At 71.4% G+C, this 12,195-nt stretch carries 10 protein-coding genes; 4 read left to right on the forward strand and 6 right to left on the reverse strand.

Features of this window, described 5'->3' with window-relative positions; translation table 11 throughout:
* Window positions 1-58: 58 nt before the first annotated feature.
* The gene (locus tag AC1DK4_RS23835; protein ID WP_441613003.1) at window positions 59-3,340 is read left to right on the forward strand and encodes a DUF2339 domain-containing protein; all 3,282 of its coding nucleotides are present in this window, start codon (window positions 59-61) and stop codon (window positions 3,338-3,340) included.
* The gene (locus AC1DK4_RS23840) at window positions 3,337-4,695 is read left to right on the forward strand and encodes a DUF3999 domain-containing protein (protein WP_441613005.1); all 1,359 of its coding nucleotides are present in this window, start codon (window positions 3,337-3,339) and stop codon (window positions 4,693-4,695) included. The genes AC1DK4_RS23835 and AC1DK4_RS23840 overlap by 4 nt, the downstream gene beginning before the upstream one ends.
* 77 nt (window positions 4,696-4,772) lie before the next feature.
* On the opposite strand, the gene AC1DK4_RS23845 is transcribed toward AC1DK4_RS23840, so the two are convergent.
* On the reverse strand, window positions 4,773-6,089 hold the full coding sequence (locus AC1DK4_RS23845; RefSeq protein ID WP_441613006.1) for an MFS transporter: 1,317 nt from the start codon (window positions 6,087-6,089) through the stop codon (window positions 4,773-4,775).
* A gap of 229 nt (window positions 6,090-6,318) precedes the next feature.
* A complete protein-coding gene (locus AC1DK4_RS23850; protein WP_441613007.1) occupies window positions 6,319-6,639 on the reverse strand; it encodes a hypothetical protein in 321 nt (106 codons plus the stop codon).
* A 281-nt stretch (window positions 6,640-6,920) separates the two neighbouring features.
* On the opposite strand from AC1DK4_RS23850, the gene AC1DK4_RS23855 reads away from it, so the two are divergent.
* Complete coding sequence (locus AC1DK4_RS23855) at window positions 6,921-7,814, forward strand: dioxygenase family protein (RefSeq protein WP_441613056.1); 894 nt, start codon at window positions 6,921-6,923, stop codon at window positions 7,812-7,814.
* An 11-nt stretch (window positions 7,815-7,825) separates the two neighbouring features.
* On the opposite strand, the gene AC1DK4_RS23860 is transcribed toward AC1DK4_RS23855, so the two are convergent.
* The 4 genes from AC1DK4_RS23860 to AC1DK4_RS23875 form a co-directional block, all read right to left on the reverse strand.
* Window positions 7,826-8,956, reverse strand: a complete 1,131-nt coding sequence (locus AC1DK4_RS23860; protein ID WP_441613057.1) for an MFS transporter — start codon at window positions 8,954-8,956, stop codon at window positions 7,826-7,828.
* Window positions 8,957-9,195: 239 nt separating this feature from the next.
* Window positions 9,196-10,455: an MFS transporter gene (locus AC1DK4_RS23865; RefSeq protein WP_441613008.1), complete on the reverse strand. Its 1,260-nt coding sequence runs from the start codon at window positions 10,453-10,455 to the stop codon at window positions 9,196-9,198.
* Between the two features lie 77 nt (window positions 10,456-10,532).
* On the reverse strand, window positions 10,533-10,949 hold the full coding sequence (locus tag AC1DK4_RS23870; RefSeq protein WP_441613009.1) for a VOC family protein: 417 nt from the start codon (window positions 10,947-10,949) through the stop codon (window positions 10,533-10,535).
* A 26-nt stretch (window positions 10,950-10,975) separates the two neighbouring features.
* Entirely contained in the window at window positions 10,976-11,395 is a 420-nt protein-coding gene (locus AC1DK4_RS23875) for a GNAT family acetyltransferase (RefSeq protein ID WP_441613010.1), read from the reverse strand.
* A gap of 129 nt (window positions 11,396-11,524) precedes the next feature.
* On the opposite strand from AC1DK4_RS23875, the gene AC1DK4_RS23880 reads away from it, so the two are divergent.
* Window positions 11,525-12,139: an HD domain-containing protein gene (locus AC1DK4_RS23880; protein WP_441613011.1), complete on the forward strand. Its 615-nt coding sequence runs from the start codon at window positions 11,525-11,527 to the stop codon at window positions 12,137-12,139.
* Window positions 12,140-12,195 lie beyond the last annotated feature (56 nt).

Raw genomic sequence — 12,195 nt, forward strand, 5'->3', positions numbered from 1 at the left:
CTCGCTTCGCTTCATCTTGCATCAACCCCTGGTCAACCTGTAAGGCGACACATAACTGATGCGCTGGATCTTCGCGGTGATTGGCATGGTGCTGGGCGCGGTGGCGGCCGGCTTCGGGGGCGCCCTGACGGGCGCCGTGCTGGGCTTCGGCTTTGGCTGGCTGGTGAGCGAGCGGCCGGCGCGGCCGCGCGCGCCGGGCGATGCGTGGGAGATTCCCGCAGGCACTGCGCAGGGCGCCACGCAGGACGCTGCCGGCCAGGCGCCGCTGCCGCTGGCGGCGCGCGTGGCCAACCTCGAGCGCGAACTGGCCGCGCTCAGGGGTGAGCTGGCGCAGCTGCGCGGCGCGGCGGGCGCGCAAGCGCTCCAGGACCCGGCGGTTGCGCAGCCTTCCTCGTCCGCGACCGAGGCAGGCGAGATGCCGGTCCGGGTCCCTGTCCTGGTCCCTGTCCCGGCCGCGGCGGCAGCGCCACCATCCATTGCCATGCCCGCGGCGATCCCGGTGCCGCCGGTGGTCGCACAGCCGCCGGTATCGCCGGCGGTGGTTCCGCCCGCGCCGCCGCTCTCCACGCCGCTCGGCCCGCAGGAGCCGGACTTTGTCCAGCGCGCGCTGTCTGCCGCGCGCGACTGGCTGCTCGGCGGCAACAGCGTGGTGCGGGTCGGCGTGCTGATCCTGTTCTTCGGCGTAGCCTTCCTGCTCAAGTACGCGTCCGACAACGCGATGCTGCCGGTGGAGTTCCGCCTTGCCGGCGTGGCCGCCGGCGCGGTGGCGCTGCTGGCGATGGGCTGGCTCCTGCGCGAGCGCCGCGCCACCTACGCGCTGGTGCTGCAGGGCGGCGGCGTGGGCGTGCTGTACCTCACGGTGTTCGCCGCCACCAAGCTGTATGGCCTGCTGCCGGCGGCGGCGGCCTTCCCGCTGCTGGTGGCGATCTGCGTGCTGGCCGGCGGCCTGGCGGTGCTGCAGAACGCGGCAGTGCTGGCATTCACGGGCAGCGCCGGCGGCTTTCTCGCCCCGGTACTGATCTCCACCGGCGGCGGCAGCCACGTGATGCTGTTCAGCTACTACGCGCTGCTCAACGCCGGCATCTTCGCCATTGCCTGGTTCCGCGCCTGGCGCCAGCTCAACCTGCTCGGCTTTGCCTTCACCTTCGGCATCGGCACGGCATGGGGCGCGTTCAACTACCGCCCCGCGCTGCTGGCCAGCACCGAGCCCTTCCTGATCCTGTTCTTCCTGATGTACACCGGCATCGCGCTGCTCTATGCGCTGCGCCGGCAGGTCAGCCTGAAGGACTACGTGGACGGCACGCTGGTGTTCGGCACGCCGCTGCTGGCGATGGGCCTGCAGGCCGCGCTGGTGCGCAATATCCCGTTTGCCATGGCATGGAGCGCGGTCGCGCTGGCGGCCTTCTACCTCGGCCTGGCCGCATGGCTGTCGGCGCGGCGCGAGCGCCTGGGGCTGCTGTTCGAGGCCATGCTGGCGCTTGGCGTCATCTTTGCCACGCTGGCCGTGCCGCTGGCTTTCGACGGGCGCACCACCAGCGCGGTGTGGGCGGTGGAGGGCGCCGCCGTGGTGTGGCTGGGCGTGCGCCAGCAGCGCCGCCTGGCGCTGGCCAGCGGCTTGCTGCTGCAACTGGCTGGCGGCATGGCCTTCGCCGCGGGCAGCCTGTCCGAGACCGCCCGGCTGGAGTGGCCTGTGCTGAACAGCCGCTATATCGGCACCTTGCTGCTGGCCGGGTCAGGCATCTTCAGCGGCTGGCGCCTGCACGGACGGCCCGAGGCACGCGCCTGGTACGCGCCGTGCGCGCCGCTGGGCCTGGCGGCGGCCGGCTGGGGCTTGCTGTGGTGGCTGGGCGGCGGCGTGGCCGAAATCCTGCACTGGCACATGCAGCGAGGCTGGCAGCCGCGGGCCCTGCTGGAGCTGCTGGCGCTGTTCGTGGCGCTCGGCGGATGGCTGGCGCACCTGGCGCGGCGCGGCCTGGCATGGCCGCTGGCGGGCATGCCGGCGCTGGCCGTGGCACCGCTGCTGGCCGTGCTGGCAGCGCTGAGCTGCGCGGCCCGATTGGCCTCGCCCTTGGCCGGCACGGGCGCGCTGGCCTGGCTGGCGGTCTTCGCTGCGACCTACGTGCTGCTGCGACGCCTGCAGGACGATGTGCCCGATGCGCTGCTGGCGCCACACCATGCGCTGCTGTTCGGGACGCTGTGCATGCTGCTGACCACGGAGGGCTACTGGCGCTTGCGCGCCTACGTGCCGGAAGGCGCGTGGAGCTGGAGCGCGTGGGCCTACGGCTACGGCGCGCTGCTGGCGCTGCTGTCGGCCTGGGGCTGGCGCCTGCGCTGGCCGGTGGCCCGCTTCGCGCGCGCCTACCTGCTGTGGGGCGCCGCGCCACTGGCGGCGCTGTTGTGGCTGTGGAGCGTGGCCAGCGTGGCCAGCGACGGCGATGCCGCCCCGCTGTTCTACCTGCCGCTGCTCAACCCGCTCGACGTGGCGCAGCTGCTCGCCGCGCTGGCGCTGGTGCTGTGGTTGCGCCGCCTTGCCGCGCTGGGGCTGGCCGGCTGCCCGCGCGTGCTGGAGTACGCCGCGTTGGCCACCGCCTTCCTGTGGTTCAACGCGGTCCTGCTGCGCACCCTGCATCATCACTTCGGCATCGGCTATGGCGTGGCGGACGTACTGCGCTCGCTGAACCTGCAACTGGTCTTCCTGGCGGGCTGGAGCGCGTTCGCGCTGGCCGGGATGGTCTGGGCGCGGCGCGACAGCCTGCTGCGCCTGTTTGCCGTGGCCTCGGCGCCCCTGGTGGTGCTGATGTGGCTGTGGACGCTGTACGCCAACCTGACCCAGGCCGGCGCCACCCTCGGCCGCGTGCCGCTGCTCAATCCGCTGGATCTCGTGCAGGTGCTGGTCTACGGCGTGGCAATGTTGTGGCTCGCGCGGGCGCGGCGCATCGGCATGCCGGTGGAGCCGTACGCTGACGGGCTCAGGGGCATCGCCGCGGCCACGCTCTTCGTCTGGCTCAACGCGATGCTGCTGCGCACGCTTCATCACTGGTCCGGCGTGCCCTACACGCTGCAGGAGCTGGGCGCATCCACGCTGGTGCAGGCCTCGCTGTCGGTGTTCTGGACCGTGCTGGCGCTGATCGTGATGGTGGCGGCCACCCGGCGCGGCACGCGCGTGCTGTGGTTCGTGGGCGGGGCGCTGCTCGGCGTGACGGTGATCAAGCTGTTCCTGCTCGACCTGTCCTTCGTCAAGGGCATCGAGCGGATCATCTCGTTTATCGGCGTGGGCGTCCTGCTGTTGCTGATCGGCTATTTCTCGCCCTTGCCGCCGAAGGCGAAGGAGGCCGCATGACACGGTTTTCCCCCGGCCCCGGCAGGCCGGCCAAGGCGCTGCTCCTGGGCGCCGTCGTGGCGCTGCTGGCCCCGGGCCTGGCGTGGGCCGAGCGCTTCGCGCTGGTCACCGAAGGCGCCGCGGCGTACTACGCGGTGACGCTGGATGCCAGCGTCTACGCCCACGCGCGGCAAGGCGGACTCGGCGACCTGCGCGTGCGCAACGGCGCCGGCGAGTTGTTGCCCTATGCGCTGGCGCTGCCGGCCGAGGCGCCCGCCGAAGTGCGCACGCTGCACGAAGTGCCGTGGTTCGCGCTGCCGGCGGCGCGCGCACCGGTCCAGGGCGCGCCCATGGGCGTGGTGATCGGCAGCGACGGCGCGCTGCGCGCGGCCAGCCCGCCGCCGCCCGCCGGCAAGCCGGCGGCCTGGCTGCTGGATCTGAGCCAGCTGCGCGCGGCGGCCAGCGCGGTGGTGATCGGCTTGCCCGAAGGCGACTTCCAGGGCGGCGTGCAAGTGACCACGAGCGACGACTTGCAGCAATGGCAGGGCGCGGGCACGGCGCAACTGCTGCGCCTGACGCGCGACGGCAGCACGCTCACACAGGACCGCGTGACGCTTGCGCGCGTGCGCGCGCGTTACCTGCGGCTGCAGTGGCTGGGCACGCCGCCGGTCCCGCTGCGCGTACAGGTCGAAACCGTGGCGGCAAGCGCGCCGCCGCCGCTGTCGCTGCAATGGCGCGACGGTATCGTCGCCACACAGGCGGGAACCGGCGACGAGTACCTGTTCGACAGCGGCGGCCGCTTTCCCGCCGAGCGCGTGCGCATCCGCCTGCCGCAGGCCAATACCGTGGCGCAGGCCACGCTGTGGTCGCGCCCCGATGCGCAATCGGCCTGGCGCCTGGCCAGCAGCATGCAACTCTTTCGCCTGGCGGGCGCCGGCGGTACCGAGCAGGAAAATGCGCCGCTGGCGATCAGCCGCAATGCCGACCGTTTCTGGCGCCTGAGCGTAGCGGGGCGCAGTGGCGGCCTGGGCAGCGGCATGCCGGAGCTGGCGCTGGGCTGGCGGCCAGCCGTGCTGACCTTTGTTGCGCGCGGCGCGGCGCCGTTTTCGCTGGCGGTGGGCGAGGCGCAGGGGACGGCGCCGGAGCCCGGGCGCGTTGCGCGCGACGAACTGCTCGCCGGTCCCGCGCCGGTAATCGGCAACGCGCATATCGCGGGCATGACGGCCTCGCCGCAGTCCGCGGCGGTGTCCGCCGATACGCGGCGCCTGGTGTTGTGGGGCGCCTTGCTGGTGGCGGTGGGCGTGCTCGGCTTCATGGCCTGGCGGTTGCTGCGCTCGCTCGGGGCGGCGCCGCCCGCCCGCGATCCGCCGCCCTGAAAAAAAAGCCAACCTCGCGGTTGGCTTCTTTTTATCCGTTCATGGCTCGCCGGCGCAATCCGGCGCCGGCGCGGCYGTCATTGCAGCGGCTTGCCGGTGCGGTCGTGCATGAACAGCAGCGCGATGAAGCTCACCACGGCGGCGGCGATCACGTAGTAGGCGGGTGCCAGCTTGCTGCCGCTCGAGGTGATCAGCCAGGTCACGATCAGCGGGGCGAAGCCGCCGAAGATGGTCACCGCGAAGTTATAGGCGAGCGACAGGCCGGTGGAGCGCACTTCGGTCGGGAACTGCTCGGCCAGGACCGCCGGCGCGGGGCCGGTGAAGGCAGCCAGCAGGATGCCCAGGATGACCTGCACCATCAGCAGCGTCTGCGTGGTCGGCGAGACGTTGAGCCAGTGGAACAGCGGGTAGGCCAGCACGCCGATGATGAGCGCCACGGTGCCCAGCATGCGCTTGCGGCCCACGCGGTCGGACAGCATGCCCATCAGCGGGCACAGCACCAGGATGATGGCGCCGCAGATGGCCGTGGACTGGAACGTGGCGCCCAGCGGCAGGCCGAGCTGCTGCTTGGCGTAGGACGGCATGTAGAACACCAGCACATAGGTGCAGACCGTCCACAGGATGGTCACGCCGAGGCCTGCCAGCACTTCGCGCGGGTGGTCGCGCAGCACCTGCGTCAGCGGCGAGAACTTGACCTTGCTGGCCTTGCGCTCGGCGCGGCGCACCTCGAAGGCGGGCGGCTCCTCCAGGTGGGAGCGGATGTACATGCCGACCGGGCCGATCAGCAGGCCGAACAGGAACGGGATGCGCCAGCCCCAGGCGTCGATCTGCTCCGGCTCCAGGCCGTTGATCACCAGTGCGCCCATGGCCGCGCCCAGCATGAAGGAGATGCCCTGGCTGGCCTGCTGCCAGCTGGCGTAGGCGCCGCGCTCTTCGTCGGGCGCGTGCTCGATCAGGAAGGCGGTGGCGCCGCCGACCTCGCCGCCGGCCGAGAACCCCTGGATCAGGCGGGCCAGCACGATCAGCGCCGGTGCCCACAGGCCGATCGACGAATAGGTGGGCGCCAGGCCGATGATGGCGGTGCCGAGCGCCATCATCAGGATGGTCAGCGTCAGCGCCGCCTTGCGGCCAACGCGGTCGGCGTAGACGCCGAGCACGATGGCGCCGACCGGGCGCATGAAGAAGCCCACGCCGAAGGTGGCGACGGTCAGCAGGAAGGAGGTGAGGTCATTGCCGGTGGGGAAGAACAGCTTGGCGATGATGAGCGCGAAGAAGCTGTAGACCGTGAAGTCGAACCATTCGAGGCCGTTGCCGATGGTGGCGGCCAGGATGGCTTTTCGTCGCTGGGCTTTGGAGATATCCGGGATCGGGGATGTTGCTGTGTTGGCTTGCATGATGCGTCTGATGCTTCTGGTGCGATAAGGAACAGGCTTGCGGTCCGCGTGCGCGCAACAGCATGCGGCGGGGACTGAAAGGCAACATGTTAAGGGATCGGGCGGCCGGCCAGGAAAAACGGGCCGGCGCGCGACCGGCCCTTGCGTGTGGCCCCAAGGTTACACCCGTACGGCGCGTGGCGTTCCCGGCGGGCGCGGCAAGGACGGATCGGCGCTGCCCGCCGCGGCGTCAGCCGGCGCGGTGCGGCCTGTGATCGCCGGGCTTGGTGGCATTGTCCTGCGCGACGTGGCGCGGCGCGCTCTCGGCGGGATCGCGCTTGCGCGTCAGCCACAGCCACAGCGCACTGGCCAGCCAGCCGGTCACGAAGAGGGTATCGCCGCAGTGATTGAGCAGCGCGGTGGCAGCGGGGAAGTTGAGGAAGCCGGCCAGCCAGGGAGCCGGGATGCGGGCTGCGATCCACAGGAGCACGGCCGGTCCGCTTGCATACACACCCGGTTGCCACCAGTTCGCATGGGGCAGTCTCGGGCTGCGGGCGGGGCGCTTGACCACGATGTTCTCCAACCGGACGCGCCGGGGCGCGCGTCGTCACCATAGGTTGCGGGTTGCGGGGCTTGCCGGAGCCGTGCCGGACCCCACGCTTGCCATCATAAGCCGATTGCCGGGGAAGTGCCGGGATCTTTAAAGCGTTGTGTGGGGCACCCAACGTTAGCCGGCGCGGTCCATGCACGCTGGCTTCAAGTTTTTTGATGGAGGAGTCCGCAAATGGCCGCTGCCAGCGCCGCCGCGTTTTGTCACACTCGGATGTATCAATGGATCAGAAGGCAGACATCATGCTTCCCGCCATCTACGTTTCCCACGGCTCTCCCATGCTCGCGCTCGAGCCGGGCCCCAGCGGCGCCGCGCTCGACGCGCTCGGCGAGCAGTTGCGCGCGCGCCAGCCGCGCGCGGTGCTGGTGATCTCGGCGCACTGGATCTACAGCACGCTGGTGGTCGGCACGCGCGAGCGGCAGGAGGCCTGGCACGACTTCGGCGGATTCCCGCGCGCGCTCTACGAACTGCGCTACAACGCGCCCGGCTCGCCGGCGCTGGCCGGCCGCGTCAAGGCCCTGGTCGAGGCGGCGCACGTGCCTGGCGCCGCGGTGGTGCTGCAGGACGAGGATCGCCCGCTGGACCACGGCGCATGGATGCCGCTGCGGCATTTCTTCCCCGCGGCCGACGTACCGGTGGTGCAACTGGCGCTCAACCCCTACCTGCCGCCCGCGGCCCAGATCGAGATTGGCCGCGCGCTCGCGCCGTTGCGCGACGAGGGTGTGCTGGTGATGGCCTCGGGCAGCTTTACCCACAACCTGCAGGAAGTGTTCGGCCCCGGCGGGCGGCGCGAGCAGCACGGCGAGGTGGCCGAGTCATATGTGGAGGCGTTCCGCGACTGGATGGGCGAGGCGCTTGCCGAGGCGCTCGCCAGCGGCGACACCACCCGCATTGCCGACTACCGCGCGCAGGCGCCATATGCCCGCCGTGCCCACCCGACCGACGAACACCTGCTGCCGTTCTTCGTGGCGCTGGGCGCGGCGCTGGGGCCGCGTGACGGCGCGCGGCCCGGGCAGCCCGCCGCGGGGGTGGCGCGCGTGGCCGACGATGTCACCTACGGCGTGCTGGCGATGGACACCTTCGTGTTCGAGGGGCAGGGCGCATCCGCCCCGGCCGCGCTCGGGGCGGCGGCCTGACGGGCGGCCGGCTACCTGGCCGGCTGCTTCCTTGCGCCCAGGTAGGGCCGCGCCAGCCGCGCGCCCACCAGCGCGATCCAGCCCATGGTGATGGCGACCACGCCCAGCCCGTAGCGAAGGCTGCTGACGTGGGCCACGCCACCGATGATGACCGGCCCCAGCAACAGGCCCACGTAGGCGAAGCGCGCGACCCGCGCGATCGCCTCGGCCGGTGCCACGCCCGGCAGGCGCGAGGCCGCCACGAAGAACACCGGCACCATGTTCGCCGCCCCCAGCCCCATCAGCGCAAAGCCGGCCAGCGCCGCCCGCGGCGACGGCCACAGCAGCGCCAGCGCGATCCCGGCGAAGGCGACCCAGGCACTGATCTTCAGCGTGCGCGCGTCCGACCAGCGCGCGCGCAGGCGGTCGCCGCCGAAGCGGCCGCACGCCATGCCGCCCGAGAAGGCGGCGTAGCCGGCGCTGATCCATGCTTGCGGTGCCTGCGCCACTTCGCGCATATAGACGCTGGTCCAGTCGTACATCGCACCTTCGCCAACCAGCCCGAGGAAGGCCATCAGGCCCAGCAGCCAGAGCGCGCGCACCGCATGGTCGCGGTGGTGGGCGGACGGCGGCGGCATCGGGTGATCCTCCAGCAACCGGGGCGCCACGCCGGCCGTGACCGCTGCCGTCAGCAGCGCCATGCCGGCGGCATGCGCCAGCGGCGGCACGCCCAGGCCCATCAGCAGGCCGCCGGCCGCGGCGCCGGCCATGCCCCCCAGGCTGAACATGCCGTGCAGTGCCGACATGATGGGCCGCGCGCGGCTGTTCTCCACCGTGGCGGCCTGCGCGTTCATGCCGACATCGAAGGCCGCGTTGGCCATGCCGAAGGCGATCAGCGCGGGGATCAGCAGGGCGAATGCCGGCATGGCCAGGATGGCCACCGTGGCCGCCGCGTAGACCAGCCCGCTCGCGCGGCTGGCGCGGGCGCTGCCGGCGCGCGCTACCCAGCGGCCCACCGGGCCCATCGCCGCGATGGCGCCGCCGGCTACCGCCAGCATGGCCAGCGAGAGCACCGCGTCGGACAGGCCGAAGCGGGCCTTGATGGTCGGGATATGCACGCCCCAGGTGGCGAAGGTGGCGCCGTTGACGAAGAACAGCGCCATGGTGGCGCGCGCGGCGTGCTCCACGCGGCGCGCGCCGGGCACGGCAGGAGACGGGTCGGGAGCGGACGGCCGGGTCAGTTCGGCAGGGGAGGAATCGGGCATATTGGCGAAGGGCACGCACCGCCGCGCCGGCATGGCGCGCCGTGCCCCGGCGGGCGCAGCGAAGTGTTCGAGCCCCGCATCGTCGCACATCGGTGCGTCGGCCGCATGACGTGCGCGCCATGCGGCGCTCGCCGGCGCTATGCCAGCGCGGTCGTGGCCGGGCGCAGCAGGCCGCGCTGGTGCAGCGCGAAGGCGAAGGCCCCCAGCGCCGACAGCGCCAGCGCCACCATCACCCACAGCATCAGCCAGTAGCCGCCGGCCGCGCGCCACAGCAGCGCGCCCAGCCAGGGCGCGGCGGCCTGCATCAGCAGCACCGGCGTCATCATCAGGCCGTTGAGCGTGGCGTAGTGATGGCGCGAGATCAGCTCCGGCATGGCCATGGCGCGCAGCATGGTGTTGATGCCGTTGGCGCAGCCGTAGAGCACGGCCGCCGCCATCAGCCACTTGCCGTAGCCGAGCGCGAAGCACACCAGGCCCACGCTCATCACCGCGTAGACCGGCAGCGACAGGCGCAGCGGATGGCGCGCCGGGAAGCGCATCATGACCAGCCGGCCCACCACCTGGGCCGGGCCGATCAGCGCCGCCACGATCAACTGCTCGCCCAGCGGCAGTCCCTTCTCGGTCAGCATCGGGATCAGGTGGGCGCCCAGCAGCGAGGCAATCACCGCCAGCGCCGTGAAGGCCAGCACCACCGCCCAGAACACCGGCTGGCGCAGCGCGAGGCGCGCGATGCCGGGCTGTGCCGGGTCGGCCAGCGGCATGGCCGGTGCCGGGGCGGCGGCGTAGCTGGCGTGCGCCAGGTAGCGCAGGCGCGCGTGCAGCGGCGCGCAGACCAGCAGGTTGAGCGCGGCGAAGCACAGCAGCGTCTCGCGCCAGCCCAGATGCAGCACCAGCCATTGCGCCAGCGGCACGAAGATCGTGCTGGCGAAGCCGGCCATCAGCGTCACCGTCATGATGGACTTCTGGTAGCCGTCGCCGAAGGCCTGGCGCAGCACCACGAAGGCCGGCTCGTACAGCGTGGTGGACATGGCCAGGCCCAGCGGTATCCACATCAGCAGGAAAGCCGCCTGGCTCGGACTCCAGGCCCATAGCATTAGCCCGCAGCCGGCCAGCGCGGAGCCGGTGGTCATGACGATGCGCGCCGGCACGCGGTCCAGCAGCCGGCCCACGGCGAACGAGCACATTGCCCACACCAGCAGGCCCAGCGAATAGCCGCCGGCGAGGAAGGGCTTGGAATAGCCCAGCGCGGCGCTCATCGGCCCGATAAAGACGGTGAAAGCGAAATAGAGGGTGCCCCAGGAAATGGTCTCGGTGATGCCGAGGGTCCAGACCAGCTGGCGCGGGGAAATGGGAGGCCGGCCGGCAGGTGGTGCGGAAGCAGCGTCTTGTGCGGTCATGGCGCGCCCGGAGCGGCGGCGGAGGGAAGCGGGAATTGTAGGGCTATCCGGCCCGCATGCCTAGTTCGCCGCACAGGCTACGCAACCGTATCCGTTGGCGGCCCCTTCAGCTCGACGACATTGCCATCGGGATCGCGCACGTAGATCGACGGCCCCTTGCCCTCGGCGCCGAAGCGCATCTCCACCGGACCCGGCTCCACCCCATGCGCGCGCAGGTGGGTGCCCAGGGCATCGGCGTCGAAGGGATCGACGCGCAGGCAGAAATGGTCCAGGTTGTGCCCCTGCGCACCGGGCCCGGCGCCACCCGCGCGGCCGAGCGGGCCGTCCAGCGTGACCAGGTCGATCAGGCCGCTGCCGGCGCGCAGCTGGGTCAGGCCGAAGGCCGGCTGCTCGCGCTCCACGCTGCAGCCCAGCACCTCCACGTAGAAACGCAGCAGCGCGGGCACATCGGCGCTGCGCAGGACCAGGTGATCGATGGCGAGGATGCGGAACATGGCTGCCTGCCGGTGGCGTGGTGTGGCTACAGGTCCGGGATCAGCCGCTTGCCCAGGCTGACCGCCTCGTCCTGGGCGTACCCGAGGCTGCGGTAGAAATCGATCACCTGGTGGTTGCCGGTGCGCACCAGCAGGTTGATCTTGGGGCAGCCGCGCTCGATCAGCAGCTGCTCGGCGTGCGCCATCAGGCGGCGGCCGTGGTCGCGGCGCCGGTGGTCCGGATGCACGGCCAGGTAGTACACCCAGCCGCGGTGGCCGTCGAAGCCGACCATGGCGGAGGCCACGGCGCGGCCATCCACTTCCCCGACCAGGAACAGCTCGGGCTGCTCGGTGAGCTTGCGGGCGATGTCCTTCTTCGGGTCGTTCCAGGGCCGGGTCAGGCCGCAGGCCTGCCACAGGGCGATGATGTCGTGCTCGTCGGAGGCCAGGTAAGGGCGGATCTGCATGCTGGGTCGAGGCGCCGCGCGGCGGCGGTAATGTCGAGTCCTTGACAGTGTAGCCGCGAAAGCTGTGCCAGAATCGGCTTCGCCAATATCAAGACAAGCGGGGACAACCCGCCACAGGAGACCACCCCCATGAGCGAAACCACAAAGCACGCCCGCGCCACCTTCAGCCATATGGAAAACGGCACACGCGAGGACTGGGCCGCCATTTCCGCCGAGTTCATGCCCTTCGCGCAAAACCTGGCCGACCGCGTGCTGGCCCACCTCAAGCTGCTCGACGGCGACTGCGGCGGCTTTCCCATCGACCGCCTGGCCCACAGCCTGCAGACCGCCACGCTGGCGCACCGTGACGGCCGCGACGAGGAATACGTGGTGTGCGCGCTGTTGCACGACATCGGCGACACGCTCGGCAGCTTCAACCATCCCGACATCGCCGCGGCCATCCTCAAGCCCTTCGTCAGCCCCGAGAACCTGTGGATGGTGGAGAAGCACGGCGTGTTCCAGGGCTACTACTTCTTTCACCACCTGGGCCTTGACCGCAACCTGCGCGAGCAATTCCGCGGCCAGCCCGAGCTGTTCGCGCGCACCGCCGAGTTCTGCGCCAAGTACGACGGCGCCGCCTTCATGCAGGACTACGACAACCTGCCGCTGTCGTTCTTCGAACCGATGGTGCGGCGCGTGTTCGCGCGGCCGCGCAACTCGATGTACGTGAAGGAAAACGAGACGACGCTGGCGCAGCCGGCGTGAGGGCGTGCGCGCTGGCGGGCGGGCCGACCGGAACGGATCGGAACATGGCGCCGCCA

It is taken from the genome of Cupriavidus sp. 05N38 (assembly GCF_056397345.1).

What these genes read in the sequence shown, in the direction of transcription:
- AC1DK4_RS23865 (WP_441613008.1), bottom strand. Translation starts at nt 10,455, where the DNA reads ATGACCGCACAAGACGCTGCTTCCGCACCACCTGCCGGCCGGCCTCCC.
- AC1DK4_RS23845 (WP_441613006.1), bottom strand. Translation starts at nt 6,089, where the DNA reads ATGCAAGCCAACACAGCAACATCCCCGATCCCGGATATCTCCAAAGCC.
- AC1DK4_RS23875 (WP_441613010.1), bottom strand. Translation starts at nt 11,395, where the DNA reads ATGCAGATCCGCCCTTACCTGGCCTCCGACGAGCACGACATCATCGCC.
- AC1DK4_RS23860 (WP_441613057.1), bottom strand. Translation starts at nt 8,956, where the DNA reads ATGGCGCTGTTCTTCGTCAACGGCGCCACCTTCGCCACCTGGGGCGTG.
- AC1DK4_RS23880 (WP_441613011.1), top strand. Translation starts at nt 11,525, where the DNA reads ATGAGCGAAACCACAAAGCACGCCCGCGCCACCTTCAGCCATATGGAA.
- AC1DK4_RS23855 (WP_441613056.1), top strand. Translation starts at nt 6,921, where the DNA reads ATGCTTCCCGCCATCTACGTTTCCCACGGCTCTCCCATGCTCGCGCTC.
- AC1DK4_RS23835 (WP_441613003.1), top strand. Translation starts at nt 59, where the DNA reads ATGCGCTGGATCTTCGCGGTGATTGGCATGGTGCTGGGCGCGGTGGCG.
- AC1DK4_RS23840 (WP_441613005.1), top strand. Translation starts at nt 3,337, where the DNA reads ATGACACGGTTTTCCCCCGGCCCCGGCAGGCCGGCCAAGGCGCTGCTC.
- AC1DK4_RS23870 (WP_441613009.1), bottom strand. Translation starts at nt 10,949, where the DNA reads ATGTTCCGCATCCTCGCCATCGATCACCTGGTCCTGCGCAGCGCCGAT.